Raw genomic sequence first — 17,788 nt, 5'->3', positions numbered from 1 at the left:
TGTCGGGTGGCGGCGATCGGCGATACCGCCGGGTCGAGCTTAACGACCGGTGCTCTTGTCACCTTCCGGCAGGTCCGACTCGACGACCTCCGCGTCGACGATGTCGTCGGTCGGCGCGGCCGTCGAGCCGGGCGCGGCGATGCTCACCTCGACGTCGTCGTCGAAGTCGGTGACCAGTTCGGCGTCGACCTCGACGGCGGAATCGTCATCGTCGTAGTCGTCCTCGTGGTCGTCGTCGTCCTCGTCGTCGTAGTAGTAGTCGTCCTCGTCGTCGTAATCATCGTCGTAGTCGTCGTGCTCGTCGAAGTCGTCGTGGTCGTCGTCGTAGTCGTGGACCGGGGCGGCGGGGGCGAGGAAGCGGCGGGCGAAGAACATGCCGACGAAACCGCCGAAGCCGAACCAGGTGACCATCAGCACGACCAGCATCAGCAGGTCGAGCCCGACCCGGCCGACGGCGCCGAGCTGTCCGCCGCCCAGGATCGCGAGCATCAGGAAGGTCAGCGTGGACAGCGCGGCGGAGGTGAGCGTCGCCCAGGGCGCGCCCGGCCGGTCGTCGCTGGTGCGGCCGAGCTCGATGCCGCCCAGCACACCCACCGCGATCGGCACCAGCAGCAGCACCGGCCACCAGCCCGCCGACGGCCCCTCCGGCAGCGGGATCAGCGCGGGCAGCACGGGCACCCGCCCGGCGGTGACGTCGAACAGCCCGACCGACCCGGCACCGAACTGGACCGCGGCCCCGCACAGCATCCCGGCCGCGGCGATCACCACATTCGGCAGGTAGAGCAGCGACAACAGCGTCATGCCGAGCACGTCGGTGACGTTGTGCGCCTGGTCGTACGCGCCGTCGAGCCGGTCCAGATGCAGGAAGAACGACACCGCGGTGGCCAGTGCGGCGCAGCCGAGCATGCGCAGCACGGTGCGCCGCGCGGCGCGGGCGCCGAGCACGGCCCACTCCGGGATCTCCACCGGCAGCAGCGCGTACACCGACGGCCACGCGCGACTCACGATGCCGCCGGCGGCCGCGCCGAGGTAGAGCACGAGGACCCAGCCGAACGCGGTCACCGGGCCCGGCGGTTCGAGCGGGGTGACCCCCGCGGCGTCCCCGGTGACGGCCAGGCAGACCGCGGTCATCAGCAGCGGGCCCGCGAGCACGGCGCCGGTGAGCCAGCCGAGTTCGATGGGGGTGGGGCGGCGGGGAACCGCACGCGCGCATTCGCGGGCGGCCACCCAGACCAGGACCGCGGTCGGGACGAGCGGCAACACGCCCAGCGTCGTCCGGCCGACGGTCAGCGGAACCTGATGGGCGGCCAGCCAGGTCGCCGCGACCGCGCCGGGCGCGCTGGTCAGATCGGTGCCGGTGGTCACCATGACCACCAGGACGAGCAGGACCGTCGCCGCCAGCCCGCAGATCGTCGGCCGGGCGGCGACCAGCAGCAGGGTGCGCGCCCGCTCGGGCGACAGCGACCACCAGGGCGGCTCGTGACCGTGCCCGGACGGCGGTGCGGTGGCCTCCCCGTCACCGCGTGACCCGGAGGTCCGGCGCACGAGGGCGTTACGGGAGCTCATGACAATTCAGCGTGGCAGCTTCCCCGGCGGGCGCGGGTCAGGCGCGCCGCGAGCCCACAGGCGCACCTGTGGGCTCGCGACCGAACCTGTGCCACGCGCGGCGGCCGTCGGTTACTTGTTGTCCTCGTTCGGGCGGAACGCCGTGGTCGCGTCGGCCGCCGGATCGGCGGTCTGCTCACCACCGAACGGCTGACCCTGCTGCGGCGCGGCCGCGCCGGGCTGCTGCCCGCCACCGTAGGTCGGCGCGCCGAAGGGCTGACCCTGGCCGGGCTGCTGCCCGCCGAAGTGCTGGGTCGCGCTCTCGTCCGGGCGCGGCTGCGCCTGCGGCGCGGCACCGTAGGGCGACTGCTGCTGCGGCGCACCGTACTGCTGGCCGTACGGCGACTGCTGCGGCTGCCCGTAGGACGGCTGCTGGGCCGGCTGACCCGGCTGACCATAGGACGGCTGCGGCACCGACGGCTGGCTCTGCTGGCCGTACGGCGACTGGGTCGGGTACTGGCCCCCGGTCTGGCCCTGGCCGTAACCGGCCTGACCGTACGGCTGCTGGCCGGTGCCCTGGCCGTAGCCCTGCTGGCCGTAGCCCTGCTGCTGGCCGTACTGGCCGTACTGACCCGGCTGCTGCTGCGGCTGGGCGGGCTTGGGCGCGGGCGGCTTGATGATGCCCAGTTCGAACAGCACGGCGACGATCGCGGCGGCCGCGGTGAGCAGCGCGAACACGATCACGATGTAGGCACCGAACTCCAGCTCGGCGCCCTCGGGCACCGAGAAGGTCAGCGCGAGCACGCCGAACAGGCCCGCGACCGCGGCCGCGGCCGCGGCGCCGAGCAGCTTCTGCTTGGGCAGCAGCGACACACCGGCCAGCAGACCGGCCAGCAGCACGATGGACAGCGTGGCCGAGCCGCCGAAGTAGGCGAAGAAGCTGTCGGTCTCGTCGCTGCTCACGGTGGTGCCACCGATGGTCACCGGCTTGGTGCCGACGAACGGCAGGAAGCCGAGCAGGAAGGTCAGCACACCGAGACCGGCGGTCGCGGCGGTCAGAATGAACGGCAGCCCTTTGCCTTCCGAACCGTCCGCGGTCGATGGCGCAGCCGCGGCGGCTCCGGTGCTCGGGCCCTGGCTGGGCGCGGCGGGTGTCGCGGGTGCGTTGTACCCGGAGCCCCCGGTCGGGTATGACATGTCGTCGTCTCCTTGTCGAGTCGTGCGCATCGGTCGCGTCGAACTGACTGGTGCTGATCCGGTTACTGACGCTACTGCACGTCCCGTCCCCGGTCACCACCTACCGATCGGGCTGTGGACAACCACGGCCCTGTGGAGAATCGACGAAGGCCGCCTCCGTCAAACCTGGAGGCGGCCTTCGTCGGTGTTGCGAGGGATCAGGCGGAGGCGATCGACGCCTTCTCCAGGATCTCGCGCGCGAGGGCGGCGGTCGCGGACGGCGTCTTGCCGACCTTGACGCCCGCAGCCTCGAGCGCTTCCTGCTTGGCCTGCGCGGTACCGCCGCCGCTGGAGACGATGGCGCCGGCGTGGCCCATGGTCTTGCCCTCGGGCGCGGTGAAGCCGGCGACGTAGCCGACGACCGGCTTGGTCACGTTGGCCTTGATGTAGGCCGCGGCGCGCTCTTCGGCGTCGCCACCGATCTCGCCGATCATGACGATGATCTTGGTCTCGGGGTCCTTCTCGAACGCCTCGATGGCGTCGATGTGGGTGGTGCCGATGACCGGGTCGCCGCCGATGCCGATCGCGGTGGAGAAACCGAAATCACGCAGCTCGTACATCATCTGGTAGGTCAGGGTGCCCGACTTCGACACCAGGCCGATCGGGCCCTTGCCGGTGATGTTGTTCGGGGTGATGCCGACCAGCGCCTCGCCGGGGGTGATGATGCCGGGGCAGTTCGGGCCGATGATGCGGGTCTTCTCGCCCTTCTCCACGTTGTAGGCCCACGCGTAGGCGGAGTCCTGCACCGGGATGCCCTCGGTGATGACCACGAGCAGCGGGATCTCCGCGTCGATGGCCTCGATGATGGCGTCCTTGGAGAAGGCCGGCGGCACGAACGCGATGGAGGTGTCGGCGCCGGTCTTCTCGATCGCCTCGGCGACGGAGGCGAACACGGGCAGCTCGATCTCGTTGCCGTCTTTGTCGGTGTGGGTGACCGTGGTGCCGGCCTTGCGCGCGTTCACGCCGCCGACGACGTTGGTGCCCGCCTTCAGCATCAGCGCGGTGTGCTTGGTGCCCTCGCCGCCGGTGATGCCCTGGACGATGACCTTGTTGTCCTTGTTCAGGAAGATGGACATGTTCGTGTTCCTTACTTGGCTGCGGCCAGTTCGGCAGCCTTGTCGGCGCCTTCGTCCATGGTCTGGGCCAGCGTCACCAGCGGGTGGTTGGCCTCGGCGAGGATCTTGCGGCCCTCGTCGACGTTGTTGCCGTCGAGACGGACGACCAGCGGCTTGGTGGCCGCGTCGCCGAGGATCTCCAGCGCCTTCACGATGCCGTTGGCGACCGCGTCGCACGCGGTGATGCCACCGAAGACGTTGACGAACACGCTCTTGACCTGCGAGTCGCCCAGGATGACGTCCAGGCCGGCGGCCATCACGGAAGCCGAAGCGCCACCGCCGATGTCGAGGAAGTTGGCCGGCTTCACGCCGCCGTGGTTCTCGCCGGCGTAGGCGACGACGTCCAGGGTCGACATGACCAGGCCTGCGCCGTTGCCGATGATGCCGACCTCGCCGTCGAGCTTGACGTAGTTGAGGTCGTTCTCCTTGGCCTTGAGCTCGAGCGGGTCGGTCGCGTCGACGTCGGCGAACTCGAGGTGGCCGGGCTGACGGAACTCGGCGTTCTCGTCCAGGGTGACCTTGCCGTCCAGGGCGAGGATCTCGTCGCCGGGAGTACGCACCAGCGGGTTGACCTCGACCAGGGTGGTGTCTTCCTTGGTGAAGACCTCCCACAGCTTCTGGATGGTCACGGCCGCGGCGTCGAGCACCTCGGCGGGCAGGTGGCCCTTCTCGGCGATCTCACGGGCGAAGGCCAGGTCGACACCCTTGACGGCGTCCACCGGGATCTTGGCCAGGCGCTCGGGGGTCTTCTCGGCGACCTCTTCGATCTCCATGCCGCCCTCGACCGAACACATGGCCAGGTAGGTGCGGTTGGAACGATCGAGCAGGAAGGAGATGTAGTACTCCTCCGCGATGTCCTTGGCCTCGGCGACAAGGAGCTTCTTGACGATGTGGCCCTTGATGTCCAGGCCGAGAATGTTCTGCGCGTGCGTGAACGCGTCCTCCGGGGTGGCGGCGTACTTGACGCCACCCGCCTTACCACGGCCGCCCACCTTGACCTGCGCCTTGACCATCACCGGCTTGCCGATTTCCTCGGCAATCGCGCGAGCTTCTTCGGCCGTGTCGCAAACACGACCCTCGGACGAAGGCACTCCGTGCTTAACGAAGAGCTCCTTCGCCTGATATTCGAAGAGATCCATGTACTCACCGTCTCGTCTGCGTTGCTATGACAACGTCTTTGTTGGCGGCCCGACGTCGGTAGCGGGTCGGGTCGGACTCTAACCAGTCACATGGAGGGCCAAACGGCCACATTCATCCTAAGTGGCGCAGGTCACGACGTGTTACGGGAGGTCGGCAAAACCGCTGGCCAAGGCTACTGGCGAGTAGTTTTTCGGGTTTTTCCGGCACCGTGGCAGGTCGGGACACGTAAAGCCGCGACCCCTCACGATCTACTACGTTATGTCGTCGACGAACCTCACCCGAGACGCCGGAAAACAGTGAGATATTCCGCCGCGTTACGGTGACGAATCTCACACACTACGCTAGGTTTTCGACCAGCGCTTGCCACTCTGCAATCGCTTCGTTACCGTCAATGCGGTCGAAGTCACAACCAGGTCACGACAACCAGGTCACGACTGGCAAGTCAGGACTGAGGAGGACGACAAGCTTGAGGCACGTCAGCACTCGCTTGGAACAGCCGTCGGCGATTCGGCGCAGCCGATGAACCACCGCTCCACCTTCACAGTCGAAAATCGCACCAACTCCGGTCATCGTTACCGGTACACCGACGAGTACACCTCGCATCCGCAGGGCCGTCGCGCGCCCGCCGCTGCGCCCGAAACCGCCTGGCCGCAGCAGAACACCTGGCAGGACCAGAACGCCTGGAACGCCGACAGCGCGTGGACGCCCGCCGAGGACGAGTGGACCGCGGACGAGTCCGACACCTATGACTCCGGCGCCTACGCCACCTCGTGGGAACCCACCCGCGCCGCCGAGACCGCGGAGCCCGCACCGCGCCGCGCCGAACGTCGTGGTGGCGCGCACCGCGTGCCCGCTCCCCCCGCCGCGCTGAAGGGCCGCGCCGCGGTCATCGCCGTCGCCGCCGGTGCTGTCGTCGCCGCCGGGCAGGCCGCGATGGCCGATCCGGGCCAGCCCGCGCACGGCGTCGACTACGAGGCCGCGGGCCAGATCCACGAGATCGCCGCCCAGTCGATGAGCACCGCCGACATCGACGAGAACAGCACCGGCGCTTCGGTACTCGAAGCCTCCGCCATCGCCGACAAGAGCCACTTCGACGACATCCTCGCCAAGGGCCAGAAGTTCGCCGAAGACCTCGCCGCGCAGGAATCGGCCAAGCTGCGTCCGCTGTTCGCGAAGTTCACCTCGGGCAACTACACCTCCGGTTTCGGCGCCCGCTGGGGTGTGCAGCACCTCGGCATCGACGTCGCCGGTCCGATCGGCACCCCGATCTACTCGGTCGCCGACGGCACCGTCATCGAAGCGGGTCCGGCCTCCGGCTTCGGCATGTGGGTGCGCGTTCTGCACGACGACGGCACCGTCACCATCTACGGCCACATCGACACCGCGACCGTCTCCCAGGGCCAGCGCGTCCTCGCCGGCGACCAGATCGCCACCATGGGCAATCGCGGCTTCTCCACCGGCCCGCACTGCCATTTCGAGGTGTGGCTCAACGGCACCGACAAGATCGACCCGGTTCCGTGGCTGGCCACCCGCGGCATCAGCCTGGGCGCCCAGCGCGATTGAGGTGAGGTGACCAGCGGCACCCTTCCCAGTGCCGCTACACCCGATTAGCGTGCCAGTCATGGCTGGTACGACGAAGTACACGCAGTTCCTCGCCCTCCCACCGGAATCCGTGTGGAGTGTTCTGGGGGATCTCGAGCAGTGGCCGGAGTGGAATCCGGGCGTGCGGTCGGTGCGGATGCACGGGCCGGTCGCCGTCGGCGCCACCGGTGACTACCTGCCCAACAGCCAGACCGCCGCGCGCGTACACGGGCGATTCGGCGGCCCGTTCACCGTCACCGCCGTGGTACCGAATCGCGAACTGAGCATCGAGCAGCCCGAGCCCGCCGGGACCATGCATCTCACCTGGCGGCTCACCCCGCGCGACGGCGGCACCGAGATCACCCAGGAACTGCGGTTCACCGGGCCGTCCGCCGCGGCGGCCCGCGCGGTGGTGCGGCCCTTCATCGAAACCGATGCGCGCGTGAACTTCTCGCGGCTGGCCCGGCTGGCCGGGCTCGTGCCCGCCGCCGACGCGCTCACCGTGGTCATCGCGGGTGGCACCGGGGCGCTCGGCACCCAGGTCGCCGCCGACCTCACCTGTCGCGGTCAGCGCGTCACCCTGCTGACCCGCAAGCGCAACCCGGCCCTGCCGTTCCGGCAGACCGAATGGGACGGCCGCTCGATCGGCGCCTGGGCGGCCGAACTGCGCGAGCCGGGCAAGCTCGCGGTGATCAATCTGGCGGGCAAGCTGGTCGACTGCCGGCCCACCGAACGCAATATCGCCGAACTGCGCACCAGCCGAGTCGATTCCACCGCGGCCCTGGTCGCCGCCGCCGGCCTGCGAGAGACGCCCGTCGACTACTGGGTGCAGGCCAGCACCACCGCGATCTGGTCGGACGCGGGCGAAACCCGGTGCACCGAGACCACTCCCCTGCCCGTCGGCCTGCCGCAGATGACCGGCGTGGCCCAGCCGTGGGAGGAGGCGTTCGATCCGGCCCGCGCCGCGCACTGGACGATCCTGCGCACCTCCATCGTGCTCGACCCCGACGCCCCCGCGCTCAAACGCCTCACCCAGCTCACCAAAGCCGGGCTCGGTGGCCGCGTCGGCCCCGGTGACCAGTGGTTCAGCTGGATCCATATCGAGGACTGGCTGGCCGTGGTCCGCGCCGGCCTCGGCCTCGATCCCGACCTCACCCTCCCCGACGGCATCCTCGTCGCCGCCACCGAATTCCCGGTCCGCAACGCCGAACTCATGGCGACGCTGCGCCGCCTGCTGCACCGCCCACCGTCACCCCCGACCCCGGCGGCGATCCTGAAGGTCGGCGCGGTCGTGCTGCGCACCGACCCGGCGCTGGGCCTCACCGGCCGCCACGCCACCTCGGAAGTCCTGCGCAAGGCAGGCTTCCAGTTCCGCTACCCCACCCTCGACGAGGCCCTGACCGACCTACTCCCGCACTGAGCCCCACCCACCCCCGACCCCTGGGGAGCGCACGCCGGCACACAAGAAGCCGCCCACACGAGCGCACCAGCGCTCCAACAAACCCAACCACCACGCCCGACCCCTAGGAAGGGCAGGCCGACACAGTCGGCCGTCGGCGGCCGTCCCGCCGGTCAGGCGCCGTGGCGCACGCGACGAAGGAGCAAGCCACGGCGCCTGACCGGCGGGACCCAAGGGGCCGCCGACTCGAGCGCACCAGCGCTCCAAATACACAGCTAGAGCTTCACGATGGTCCGGCTGAACTGAGGGATCAGCCGGATCTTCCCGGCCGTGCCGAAGTCGATGGTGACCGTCGCCAGCGGGCCGACGCCGTCGGCGGCGACCACGCGGCCCAGGCCGTACTTGTCGTCGCTGACCCGATCACCCACGGCGAGTACGAGATCGGTGTTGTTCCGCTTGACCGCGCCACCACCGGGGGCGGGCCTGCGCTGGCCGGTTCCGCCGCGCACACCCGGACGCTGATCCCAGCCGTCGCCCCTGGTCCAGTCGCGTTCGAAGCCGCCCTCCTCGCGCCTGCGGCCGCGCTGCACCGGCGAAACCACCGGCTCCAGCCGACGCCAGTCCAGCAGGTGCTGCGGGATCTCCTGCAGGAAGCGCGATTCCGGGTTCGACACCGGCTGGCCCCAGCCCGAGCGCACGACGGCGCGGGACAAGTACAGGCGCTGTCGTGCCCTGGTGATGCCGACGTAGGCGAGCCTGCGCTCCTCGGCCAGCTCGGTCGGGTCGCCCAGCGCGCGCATGTGCGGGAACTGGCCGTCCTCCCAGCCGGTCACGAAGACCACCGGGAACTCCAGGCCCTTCGCGGTGTGCAGCGTCATCATGGTGACCACGCCGGACCCCTCGTCGGGGATCTGGTCGGTGTCGGCCACCAGCGACACGCGCTCGAGGAACGCCGCCAGCGAGCCGGGTTCGGGTTCGCCGTCGCCCACCTCCGGCAACAGCCCTTCCTCGCGCGCGGCCTCGGCGTTGTTGAACGCCTCGGAACTGAATTCGCGGGCCACGCTGACCAGTTCGTTGAGGTTGTCCAGGCGCGCGCCGTCCTGCGGATCGTCGGAGGCTTCCAGTTCGGCCCGGTAGCCGGTGCGGTCGAGCACCGCGTCGACGACATTGCCCACGTCGGGATACTCGCTGTCGGCGCGCTTTCCGGCGGCGCGGATCTCGTCGAGCAGGTCGAGGAAGCCGGCGATGGCCCGCACCGCCCTGGTGTTCAGCAGCGCGACCTTGCCGTCGGCGGCGTCGCGCAGCGCGGCGGCGAAGCCGATGTCGCGCTGTTCGGCGTGCACCGCCACGCACGCCTCGGCGCGATCGCCGATGCCGCGGCGCGGGGTGTTGAGGATGCGGCGCAGGCTCACCGCGTCGTCGGGGTTCTCCAGGACGCGCAGGTAGGCCACCACATCACGGACTTCCTTGCGCTCGTAGAACCGGACGCCGCCGACCACCTTGTACGGCAGGCCCATCCGGATGAAGATCTCCTCCAGCGCCCGCGAATTGTTGTTGGTGCGGTAGAAGACCGCGACGTCGCCGTAGTTCGCCTCGCCCGCGTCGACCAGCTTGTCGATCTCCTTGGCGACGAACGCCGCCTCGTCGTGCTCGTTGTCGGCGACGTAGCCGGTGATCAGCTCGCCCTCGCCGGAGTCGGTCCACAGCTTCTTCTCGCGCCTGCCCTCGTTACGCGAGATCACCGCGTTGGCGGCGGAGAGGATGTGCTGGGTGGAGCGGTAGTTCTGTTCCAGCAGAATGGTTTCCGCGTCCGGGAAATCGCGCTCGAATTCCTCGATGTTGCGGATCGTCGCGCCGCGGAAGGCGTAGATGGACTGGTCGGCGTCGCCCACCACGCACAACTCGCTCGGCTCGACGCCCGCTTCCTCGTCGGTCTGCGGGCTGTGGTGGCCGACGAGTTCGCGCACCAGCACGTATTGCGCGTGGTTGGTGTCCTGGTACTCGTCGACGAGGACGTGCCGGAAGCGGCGCCGGTAGTACTCGGCGACCTGCGGGTGGTTCTGCAGCAGCGCGACCGTCTCGCCGATCAGGTCGTCGAAGTCCATGGCGTTGGCCGCGCGCAGCCGCTTCTGGTACTCGGCATAGACCCGGGCGACCAGCGCGGGCAGCTCGGTGTCGTCGGCCTCGGCGTCGGCGGCGGCCTGCTCGGGGCCGATCAGTTCGTTCTTCAAGTTGGAAATTGCGGTCGCCAGCAACCGCGCCGAATACTTCTTCGTGTCGATGTCGAAATCGCGGCTGATCATCGTCAGCAAACGGCGTGAATCGTCGGCGTCGTAGATGGAGAAATTCGAATTCAGACCCGGCAGCAGGGCCGCCTGCATCCGCAGAATCCGCACACAGCTGGAATGGAACGTCGAGACCCACATGCTGGCCGCGCGCGGGCCGACCAGCCCGGCGACCCGCTCACGCATCTCGGCGGCGGCCTTGTTGGTGAAGGTGATCGCCAGGATCTGCCCGGTGTGCACGCCACGCGCGGCCAGCAGGTAGGCGATGCGCCGGGTGAGCACCGCGGTCTTGCCCGAGCCTGCACCCGCGACGATCAGCAGCGGTGAGCCCGCGTGCACCACGGCCGCGCGCTGCTGCGGATTCAGTCCGTCGAGCAGGCGTTCGGTCTCCTCGACCCGGCGCTGCTCGCGTTCCCTGCGGCGCTGTTCCTGCTCGGCGCTGTGCCGCGCCGCCGCCTCGGCCAGCCCGCCACCGGACGCGCCGGAACCACCACCGTCCCGGCGCGATAGCTCCGCGGGCGCGGAAGCGGGTTCACTGGGATCGGCGGCTGAGGCGTGGGGAGCGACCGTGATATCCATCGTCTGTCCACGCTACCGGCGGGCACCGACAGGCGGCGAACCGCAGGCTTCTCAGCAGATTCACAAACACAACTGTTTTGCATGACTGGGGGCCCGTGGCACACTGGGCCTCATGGCCAGTGCTTCTCCGCATGCCCGGATCGGCAAACGATCCGATATCGTGGCGGTGAGTGTGGCTTTTTGCGCACTCCCGGGGGGATCACGTACCGCCCATCGGGAAAGTTTCAGGGTGAAGGAACAGATCGGGTAACAGGCCGCGCGGCCAGTCCGATCCAAGTTCTGACACGAGGAGATGAATGATGAGCACCCCTGCTACGACCACCGGGTCCGATTCGGCTCTGCCGCAATCCGAGGCGGAGATCGAGAAGCTCCGCCTCGAGATCGACCAGCTCGACGCCACGATCCTCGCCGCGATCAAACGTCGGAGCGAGATCTCGCGGATCATCGGCCGCACCCGGATGGCCTCCGGGGGTCCGCGCCTGGTCCACAGCCGTGAGATGAAGGTGCTCGAGCGCTTCAGCGAGCTCGGTCAGGAGGGGCACACCCTCGCCATGCTCCTGCTCCGCCTCGGCCGAGGGCGCCTCGGCCGCTAGGCCCCACACAGCCACGCGGCGGACCACCAGTTCGCCGCTTCCACAAAGCCGCCCCGGGTGCGACACCATCCCCGGGGCGGTTTCGTGTCTCAGGTCAGGGCGATGTACTTCGTGTTCAGGTATTCCTCGATGCCCTCGATGCCGCCCTCGCGCCCGAAGCCCGATTCCTTGACGCCGCCGAACGGGGCGGCCGGGTCGGAGATGACGCCGCGATTGACGCCGACCATGCCCGTCTCCAGCGCCTCCGAGACGCGCAGCGCCCGGTCCAGGTCCCGCGTGTACACGTAGCTGACCAGGCCGTATTCGGTGTCGTTGGCGGCGGCGATGCCCTCGTCCTCGGTATCGAACGCGACGATCGGAGCGACCGGCCCGAACACCTCCTCGCGCAGGATGCGCGCCGTCGCGGGCACCTCACCCAGGACGGTGGCCGGGTAGAACCAGCCCGCCCCGCCGGGGGCCTTGCCACCCAGCAGCAACTGCGCGCCCTGGTCGACGGCGTCGTCGACCAGCTCCGCGACGATCTCGCGCTGCTCCTCGCTGACCAGCGGACCGAGGGTGCTGGCCGGATCGGTGCCTGGCCCGAGCACCACGGTGTCGGTCATCGCCGCGACCAGTTTCTCGGTGAACTCGGCGACCACCCCGCGCTGGACGTGGAAGCGGTTGGCCGCGGTGCACGCCTCGCCGCCGTTGCGCAGTTTCGCCTGCATCGCGCCGGCCACCGCGGCGTCGATGTCGGCGTCGTCGAACACGACGAACGGCGCGTTGCCGCCCAGTTCCATCGAGGTGCGCAGCAGGCGGTTCGCCGACGCCGAGACGAGCTTCTTACCGACTTCGGTCGACCCGGTGAAGGTGAGCTTGCGCAGCCGCGGATCGTCGATCAGCGGGCCGGTGACGGCCCCGGAACGCTGGGTCGTGACCACCGACAGCACCCCGTCGGGCAGCCCGGCCTCGCTGCACAGCTTGGCCAGCGCCAGCATGGTCAGCGGCGTCGCCGAGGCGGGCTTGACGATCATCGTGCAGCCGGCGGCCAGGGCGGGCCCGATCTTGCGGGTGCCCATGGCGAGCGGGAAGTTCCACGGCGTGATCGCCAGACACGGACCGACCGGTTGCTTGGCCACCATGATCCGCCCGGTCCCCGACGGCGCGTGCAGGTAGCGGCCGTGCACCCGCACCGCCTCCTCGCTGAACCAGCGGAAGAACTCGGCGCCGTAGCGCACCTCGTTGCGGCTCTCGGCCAGGGCCTTGCCCATCTCGAGCGTCATCAGCAGCGCGAACTCCTCGGCCCGCGCCGTCAGCTGTTCGAACACCGCGCGCAGGATCTCGCCCCGCTCGCGCGACGGGGTCGCCGCCCACGCCTGCGACGCCGCGACAGCGGCGTCCAGCGCGCGCATCGCGTCGTCCGGGGTGGCATCGGCGACCTGCGCGATCACCGAGCCGTCGGCGGGATTGCGCACCGCGAAGGTGCCACCGCCCGTCGCCTCGACCGGCCCGGAGCCGATCCACAAACCCTTCGGTACGAATTCGAGTACGTCACGTTCGGACACCATGGGAGCCAGCGTAGGCGGCGGGCCCTCGGCGCACATCGAACTGCGGCGCCGGACTTCATCGAACGCTGTAATGTCGGCTGACGTGAGCAGCGACATCACCGCGTCGGCGGCTTGGCAGGCACTGTCGGACAACCACCGCAGCGTCGCACCCCTACACCTGCGCAAACTGTTCGCCGACGATCCGGCGCGCGGCAAAGACCTGACCGTGCAGGTGGCCGACCTGCACATCGACTACAGCAAGCATCGCGTGACGCGCGAAACTCTCTCCCTTCTGGTCGATCTCGCCCGCACCGCGGGCGTGCCCGAGCGGCGCGACGCGATGTATTCCGGCGCCCACATCAACACCTCGGAGGACCGTGCGGTCGGGCACATCGCCCTGCGTCTGCCCGCCGGCGATCAGCTCGATATCGACGGCACCGACGCCGACGCCGAGGTGCACGACGTGCTGCGCCGGATGGGCGAATTCGCCGATTCGGTGCGTTCGGGCGACTGGCGCGGCGCGACCGGCGAGCGCATCACCGCGGTGGTGAACATCGGCATCGGCGGCTCGGATCTCGGACCCGACATGGTCCATCGCGCGCTGCGCCACTACACCGATCCCGGCATCGAGGCCAGGTTCGTCTCGAATGTCGACCCGTGCGATCTGGTGGCCAAGCTCACCGGACTCGACCCGGCGACCACCCTGTTCATCGTCGCCTCCAAGACCTTCTCCACGCTCGAGACCCTGACCAACGCGACCGCCGCCCGGCGCTGGCTCGTCGGCGCGCTCGGCGAGGACGCCGTCGCCAAGCACTTCGTCGCGGTGTCGACCAACGCGGAGCGGGTGGCCGCCTTCGGCATCGACCCCGCGCACATGTTCGGCTTCTGGGACTGGGTCGGCGGCCGCTATTCGGTCGACTCCGCCATCGGCCTGTCGGTGATGGTGACCATCGGCAAGGAGCAGTTCGCCGAGTTCCTGAGCGGAATGCACGCCGTGGACCGGCATTTCGCGACGGCGCCGCTGGAGCAGAACGGGCCGGTCCTGCTGGCCATGCTCGGGGTCTGGTACACGAACTTCTTCGGCGCGGAATCGCGGGCGGTCCTGCCGTATTCGAACGATCTGGCCCGCTTCCCGGCGTATCTGCAACAGCTGACGATGGAGTCCAACGGCAAGTCGGTGCGCGCCGACGGCACCCCGGTGACCACCTCGACCGGCGAGATCTTCTGGGGCGAGCCGGGAACCAACGGCCAGCACGCCTTCTACCAGCTGCTGCACCAGGGCACCCGGCTGATCCCGGCCGACTTCCTCGGCTTCGCGCGGTCCACCGACGACCTGCCGACCCGCGACGGCACCGGCAGCATGCACGACATCCTGATGAGCAACCTGTTCGCGCAGAGCAAGGTGCTGGCCTTCGGCAAGACCGCCGAGGAGATCGCCGCCGAGGGCACCGATCCGAAGCTGGTGCCGCACAAGGTGATGCCGGGCAATCGGCCGAGCACCACGATCCTGGCGCCGGAGCTCACGCCGTCGACGGTGGGTCAGCTGATCGCGCTCTACGAGCATCAGGTGTTCGTCGAGGGCACGATCTGGGGCATCGACAGTTTCGACCAGTGGGGCGTCGAGCTGGGCAAGCAGCAGGCGCTGGAGCTGATGCCGCTGCTCAGCGAGCCGGCGCAGCCGGTGACACAGGGCGATTCGTCGACCGACGAGCTCATCGGGTGGTATCGGGCCCATCGTCGCTGACCTCGGTGACCGCCGGGGGTGGCGGGCGGAACGCGGCGAGACGGCGGGTGACACTGCTCGTCACGATGGTCGCCAGGGTGCCGATCACCACCAGGTCGAACGCGATCTGCACCATCGCCGCGATCCGGGCGACCTGGCCGACGGCGTGGACGTCGCCGTAGCCGACGGTGCCGAGGGTGGACATCGTGTAGTACAGCGCGTCGGTGCGGGTGACCAGGCCGTCGAACTGATCCGGTTGGCGTTGTTGCAGCCGGTAGTAGAACAGCGAGAACACCACGCACACGATGCACACGACGAGCAGCACCCCGTCGACGCGCCCGCCCGCCGAGTCCGGCGCGTTCAGGAAGTGCTGGATCCGCCGCCAGACCAGCCAGGCCAGTCCGATGACACCGGCGATGAAGCTGATGATCCCGAACACCTCGCCCGGCCAGGCGTCGAGCTCGAACGGGCCGCTCAACGGCACGCTGTAGTAGAGCAACAGCGCGCACACCGCCGCGGCCCCGTTGCGCAACGCATGCCCGGGCACACCGACTCGCAGACCTCGCGTCATCGCTCCATGATTGCCCGCCGATCGCCGGTTCGGCGGCGCACGCGCCGACGCGGACCGAGAACAGCCGCCCCTGTCGAGTGAACTAGCCGATCCGATAGCCGTCGCCGCACGCCGACAACACCGTGTCGGCCCGCTGCTTGCTCGCGGCGACGAGGTCGGCGTTGCGCAGATCGCTGTCGGTGACCTTCGCGCTCGCCTCGGCCGCTGTTCGGCCGCCGAGGGTGTGGCGTCGCAGGAGTCGCTCGGTGAGGACAGCGCGGGGCGCGTCGAGATACCAGCAGGTGTCGAGCAGCCCGCGGACCGGCGCCCAGCCGGGCGCCTCGGCATCGGTGAGCAGCAGGTAGTTGCCCTCGACGACGACGATGCACTCATCGCGCACGATCAGCCCGCCCTCGGTGGGTTCGTCGATCGCCCGGTCGAACAGCGGCCACGGCACCGGCTCCCCGATCGCGGCCGCCCGCAGCGAGCGCAGGTCGGCGACGAAGCCCGCCGCGTCGAAGGTGTCGGGTTCGCCCTTGCGGGCCACCGCGCCGCGGGCCCGCAGCACCTCGTTGCGCAGGTGGTAGCCGTCCATCGGCGCGACCACCGCTGGTCGCCCCGACCCGGCGAGCTCGGCGCACAGCCGCTGGGCCAGTGTCGATTTGCCCGCACCGGGCGGGCCGGCGATTCCGAGCAGGAAACGCCCACCGGTCGCGCCCGCCGGAATCCGCCGAGCCAGCTCACTCACCGACAGCATGCGCTCGTCCAGGTCACCGCCTCACCCTAGCGACGGTGCGCCGGAGGTGGGCGGCGTCGAGCAGTTCGCGGCGAGGCCGTTGGCCGCGGGCCGGTGCCCGGGGCGACCGCCCGGTCGTCACCGCACGTCGACGAAGGCCCGTTCGATGATCGCGCCCGTGTCCACCCCGACCGGCAGCGTGCCGAAGGCGATGCCCCAGTCGTCGCCGAGCCGGGTCGCGCAGAAGGCGTCGGCGACGGCCGGGTGACCGTGGCGCACCAGCTGCGCGCCCTGCAGGACCAGCGCCATCAGTTCCACGACCCGGCGGGCCCGGTACTCGATGTCGGACAGGTCGCCGAGTTCCTTGCCGACGCGGTCGATCGCGTCGTCCAGGCGCGGGTCGGCGCCGCGGGCGAGGCCGACCTCGGCGAAGTACGCCTCGACGGTCTCGGGCTGACGGCCCATGGCGCGCAACGCGTCCAGCGCGGCCACATTGCCCGACCCCTCCCAGATCGACATGAGCGGCGCCTCCCGGTACAGCCGCGGCATGCCGGATTCCTCGGCATAGCCGTTGCCGCCCAGGCATTCCAGCGCCTCGGCCGCGTGCGCGGGCGCCCGCTTGCACACCCAGTACTTGGTGATGGCCAGCGCGATCCGGCGCAGCGCGGCCTCGGCCGGGTCGCTGCCCGCGCGGTCGGTGGCACCGGCCAGGCGCATCATCACCGTGGTCGCGGCATCGGACTCGATCACCAGATCGGCCAGCACATTGCGCATGGCGGGCTGGTCGATCAGCTTGGCGCCGAACGCTTCCCGGTGCCTGGCGTGCTGCACGGCGGCGACGGCGCCCATCCGCATCCCGGTGGCCGAGCCGATCACGCAGTCGAGCCGGGTCATGTTGACCATCTCGATGATCGTCTTCACGCCCGCGCCCTCGGCGCCGACGAGCCAGCCGGTGGCGTTCTCGTACTCGATCTCGGAAGACGCGTTGGACTTGTTGCCCAGCTTGTCCTTGAGCCGCTGGATGCGGATCGGGTTGCGGGTGCCGTCGGGCAGCACCCGCGGCAGCAGGAAGCACGACAGCCCGCCCGGCGCCTGGGCCAGCGTCAGGAACATGTCCGACATCGGCGCGGAGGTGAACCACTTGTGCCCGACGATCCGGTAGGCACCGTCCGGCTGCGGGGTGGCGGTGGTGGTGTTGGCCCGCACGTCCGAGCCGCCCTGCTTCTCCGTCATCGACATACCCGCGATGAGCCCGGCCTTGGTCGACGGCTCGCGCAGGCCGAAATCGTAGGTGCGCGAACCGAGCAGCGGCTCGTACTTCGCGGCCAGCTCGGGATTGTGGCGCAGCGCGGGCACCACGGCGTAGGTCATCGAGATCGGACACATGTGCCCGGCGTCGGCGATGCCCCAGGTGTAGAACTTGGCGGCGCGGGCGGTGTGCGCGCCGGGACGCTCGTCGAGCCACGGCGAACCGTGCAGGCCGTGCGAGACGGCGACGGTCATCAGGTCGTGCCAGTGCGGGTGGAACTCCACCTCGTCGACGCGATGGCCCCAGCGGTCGTGCGTGTGCAGCACCGGCGGGTACTCGTTGGCGAGCCTGCCCCAGTCCTGTGCGGCGACATCGCCGGCGAGCCTGCCGAGTTCGCGCACCTCGGCCTCGGCCCAGCCCGCGCCCTCCCGGTGCAGGCCCTCGATCAGCGCGGGGTTGCGCGCGGCGTCGAAGGGGACCAGCGGGGGTACCTGGTTGAACACTTCATGGGTCGGCATGGCCGGAACTCCT

General features: G+C 69.8%; 13 protein-coding genes. 4 read left to right on the top strand and 9 right to left on the bottom strand.

The genetic code is table 11. The features are described from left to right. Positions 1–39 precede the first annotated feature (39 nt). From ACIO52_RS02275 to sucC, 4 genes are all read right to left on the bottom strand, one after another. A complete protein-coding gene (locus tag ACIO52_RS02275) occupies positions 40–1,566 on the bottom strand; it encodes a DUF6350 family protein (protein ID WP_218717102.1) in 1,527 nt (508 codons plus the stop codon). Between the two features lie 111 nt (positions 1,567–1,677). Beyond that, positions 1,678–2,742, bottom strand: coding sequence for a DUF5336 domain-containing protein (locus ACIO52_RS02270; protein ID WP_402640873.1), 1,065 nt, complete (start codon positions 2,740–2,742; stop codon positions 1,678–1,680). A gap of 197 nt (positions 2,743–2,939) precedes the next feature. After that, complete coding sequence (sucD, locus tag ACIO52_RS02265) at positions 2,940–3,857, bottom strand: succinate--CoA ligase subunit alpha (RefSeq protein WP_364411645.1); 918 nt, start codon at positions 3,855–3,857, stop codon at positions 2,940–2,942. A gap of 11 nt (positions 3,858–3,868) precedes the next feature. After that, entirely contained in the window at positions 3,869–5,035 is a 1,167-nt protein-coding gene (gene sucC, locus ACIO52_RS02260; protein ID WP_218717104.1) for an ADP-forming succinate--CoA ligase subunit beta, read from the bottom strand. A gap of 520 nt (positions 5,036–5,555) precedes the next feature. Here sucC and ACIO52_RS02255 point away from each other — a divergent pair. Then, positions 5,556–6,599, top strand: a complete 1,044-nt coding sequence (locus ACIO52_RS02255; protein WP_402640870.1) for a M23 family metallopeptidase — start codon at positions 5,556–5,558, stop codon at positions 6,597–6,599. Positions 6,600–6,657: 58 nt separating this feature from the next. Beyond that, positions 6,658–8,037 carry a DUF1731 domain-containing protein gene (locus ACIO52_RS02250; protein WP_402640867.1) on the top strand — a complete coding sequence of 460 codons (1,380 nt, stop codon included), beginning with the start codon at positions 6,658–6,660 and terminating at the stop codon, positions 8,035–8,037. Positions 8,038–8,291: 254 nt separating this feature from the next. Here ACIO52_RS02250 and pcrA read toward each other — a convergent pair whose 3' ends face one another. Then, positions 8,292–10,880, bottom strand: coding sequence for a DNA helicase PcrA (pcrA, locus tag ACIO52_RS02245; RefSeq protein WP_402640864.1), 2,589 nt, complete (start codon positions 10,878–10,880; stop codon positions 8,292–8,294). 299 nt (positions 10,881–11,179) lie between these two features. Here pcrA and ACIO52_RS02240 point away from each other — a divergent pair, with 299 nt between their 5' ends. Continuing rightward, on the top strand, positions 11,180–11,473 hold the full coding sequence (locus tag ACIO52_RS02240) for a chorismate mutase (RefSeq protein WP_022566231.1): 294 nt from the start codon (positions 11,180–11,182) through the stop codon (positions 11,471–11,473). Between the two features lie 89 nt (positions 11,474–11,562). On the opposite strand, the gene ACIO52_RS02235 is transcribed toward ACIO52_RS02240, so the two are convergent. Next, positions 11,563–13,020, bottom strand: coding sequence for an NAD-dependent succinate-semialdehyde dehydrogenase (locus ACIO52_RS02235; protein ID WP_402640861.1), 1,458 nt, complete (start codon positions 13,018–13,020; stop codon positions 11,563–11,565). An 82-nt stretch (positions 13,021–13,102) separates the two neighbouring features. Here ACIO52_RS02235 and pgi point away from each other — a divergent pair, with 82 nt between their 5' ends. Beyond that, positions 13,103–14,743 carry a glucose-6-phosphate isomerase gene (gene pgi, locus ACIO52_RS02230; RefSeq protein WP_316576107.1) on the top strand — a complete coding sequence of 547 codons (1,641 nt, stop codon included), beginning with the start codon at positions 13,103–13,105 and terminating at the stop codon, positions 14,741–14,743. Here the strand turns inward: pgi and ACIO52_RS02225 are convergent. The 3 genes from ACIO52_RS02225 to ACIO52_RS02215 all read right to left on the bottom strand — a co-directional run bounded on the left by ACIO52_RS02225 (position 14,712) and on the right by ACIO52_RS02215 (position 17,775). After that, on the bottom strand, positions 14,712–15,293 hold the full coding sequence (locus ACIO52_RS02225) for a potassium channel family protein (protein WP_316576108.1): 582 nt from the start codon (positions 15,291–15,293) through the stop codon (positions 14,712–14,714). The genes pgi and ACIO52_RS02225 overlap by 32 nt on opposite strands. A gap of 82 nt (positions 15,294–15,375) precedes the next feature. Further along, complete coding sequence (locus tag ACIO52_RS02220; protein ID WP_402640858.1) at positions 15,376–16,029, bottom strand: nucleoside/nucleotide kinase family protein; 654 nt, start codon at positions 16,027–16,029, stop codon at positions 15,376–15,378. A 117-nt stretch (positions 16,030–16,146) separates the two neighbouring features. After that, positions 16,147–17,775 carry an acyl-CoA dehydrogenase family protein gene (locus tag ACIO52_RS02215; protein WP_342801795.1) on the bottom strand — a complete coding sequence of 543 codons (1,629 nt, stop codon included), beginning with the start codon at positions 17,773–17,775 and terminating at the stop codon, positions 16,147–16,149. Positions 17,776–17,788: the final 13 nt, after the last annotated feature.

Source organism: Nocardia sp. NPDC087230 (assembly GCF_044744725.1).
GTDB lineage: Bacteria > Actinomycetota > Actinomycetes > Mycobacteriales > Mycobacteriaceae > Nocardia > Nocardia canadensis.
This window is presented reverse-complemented; position numbering and strand designations above follow the sequence as displayed.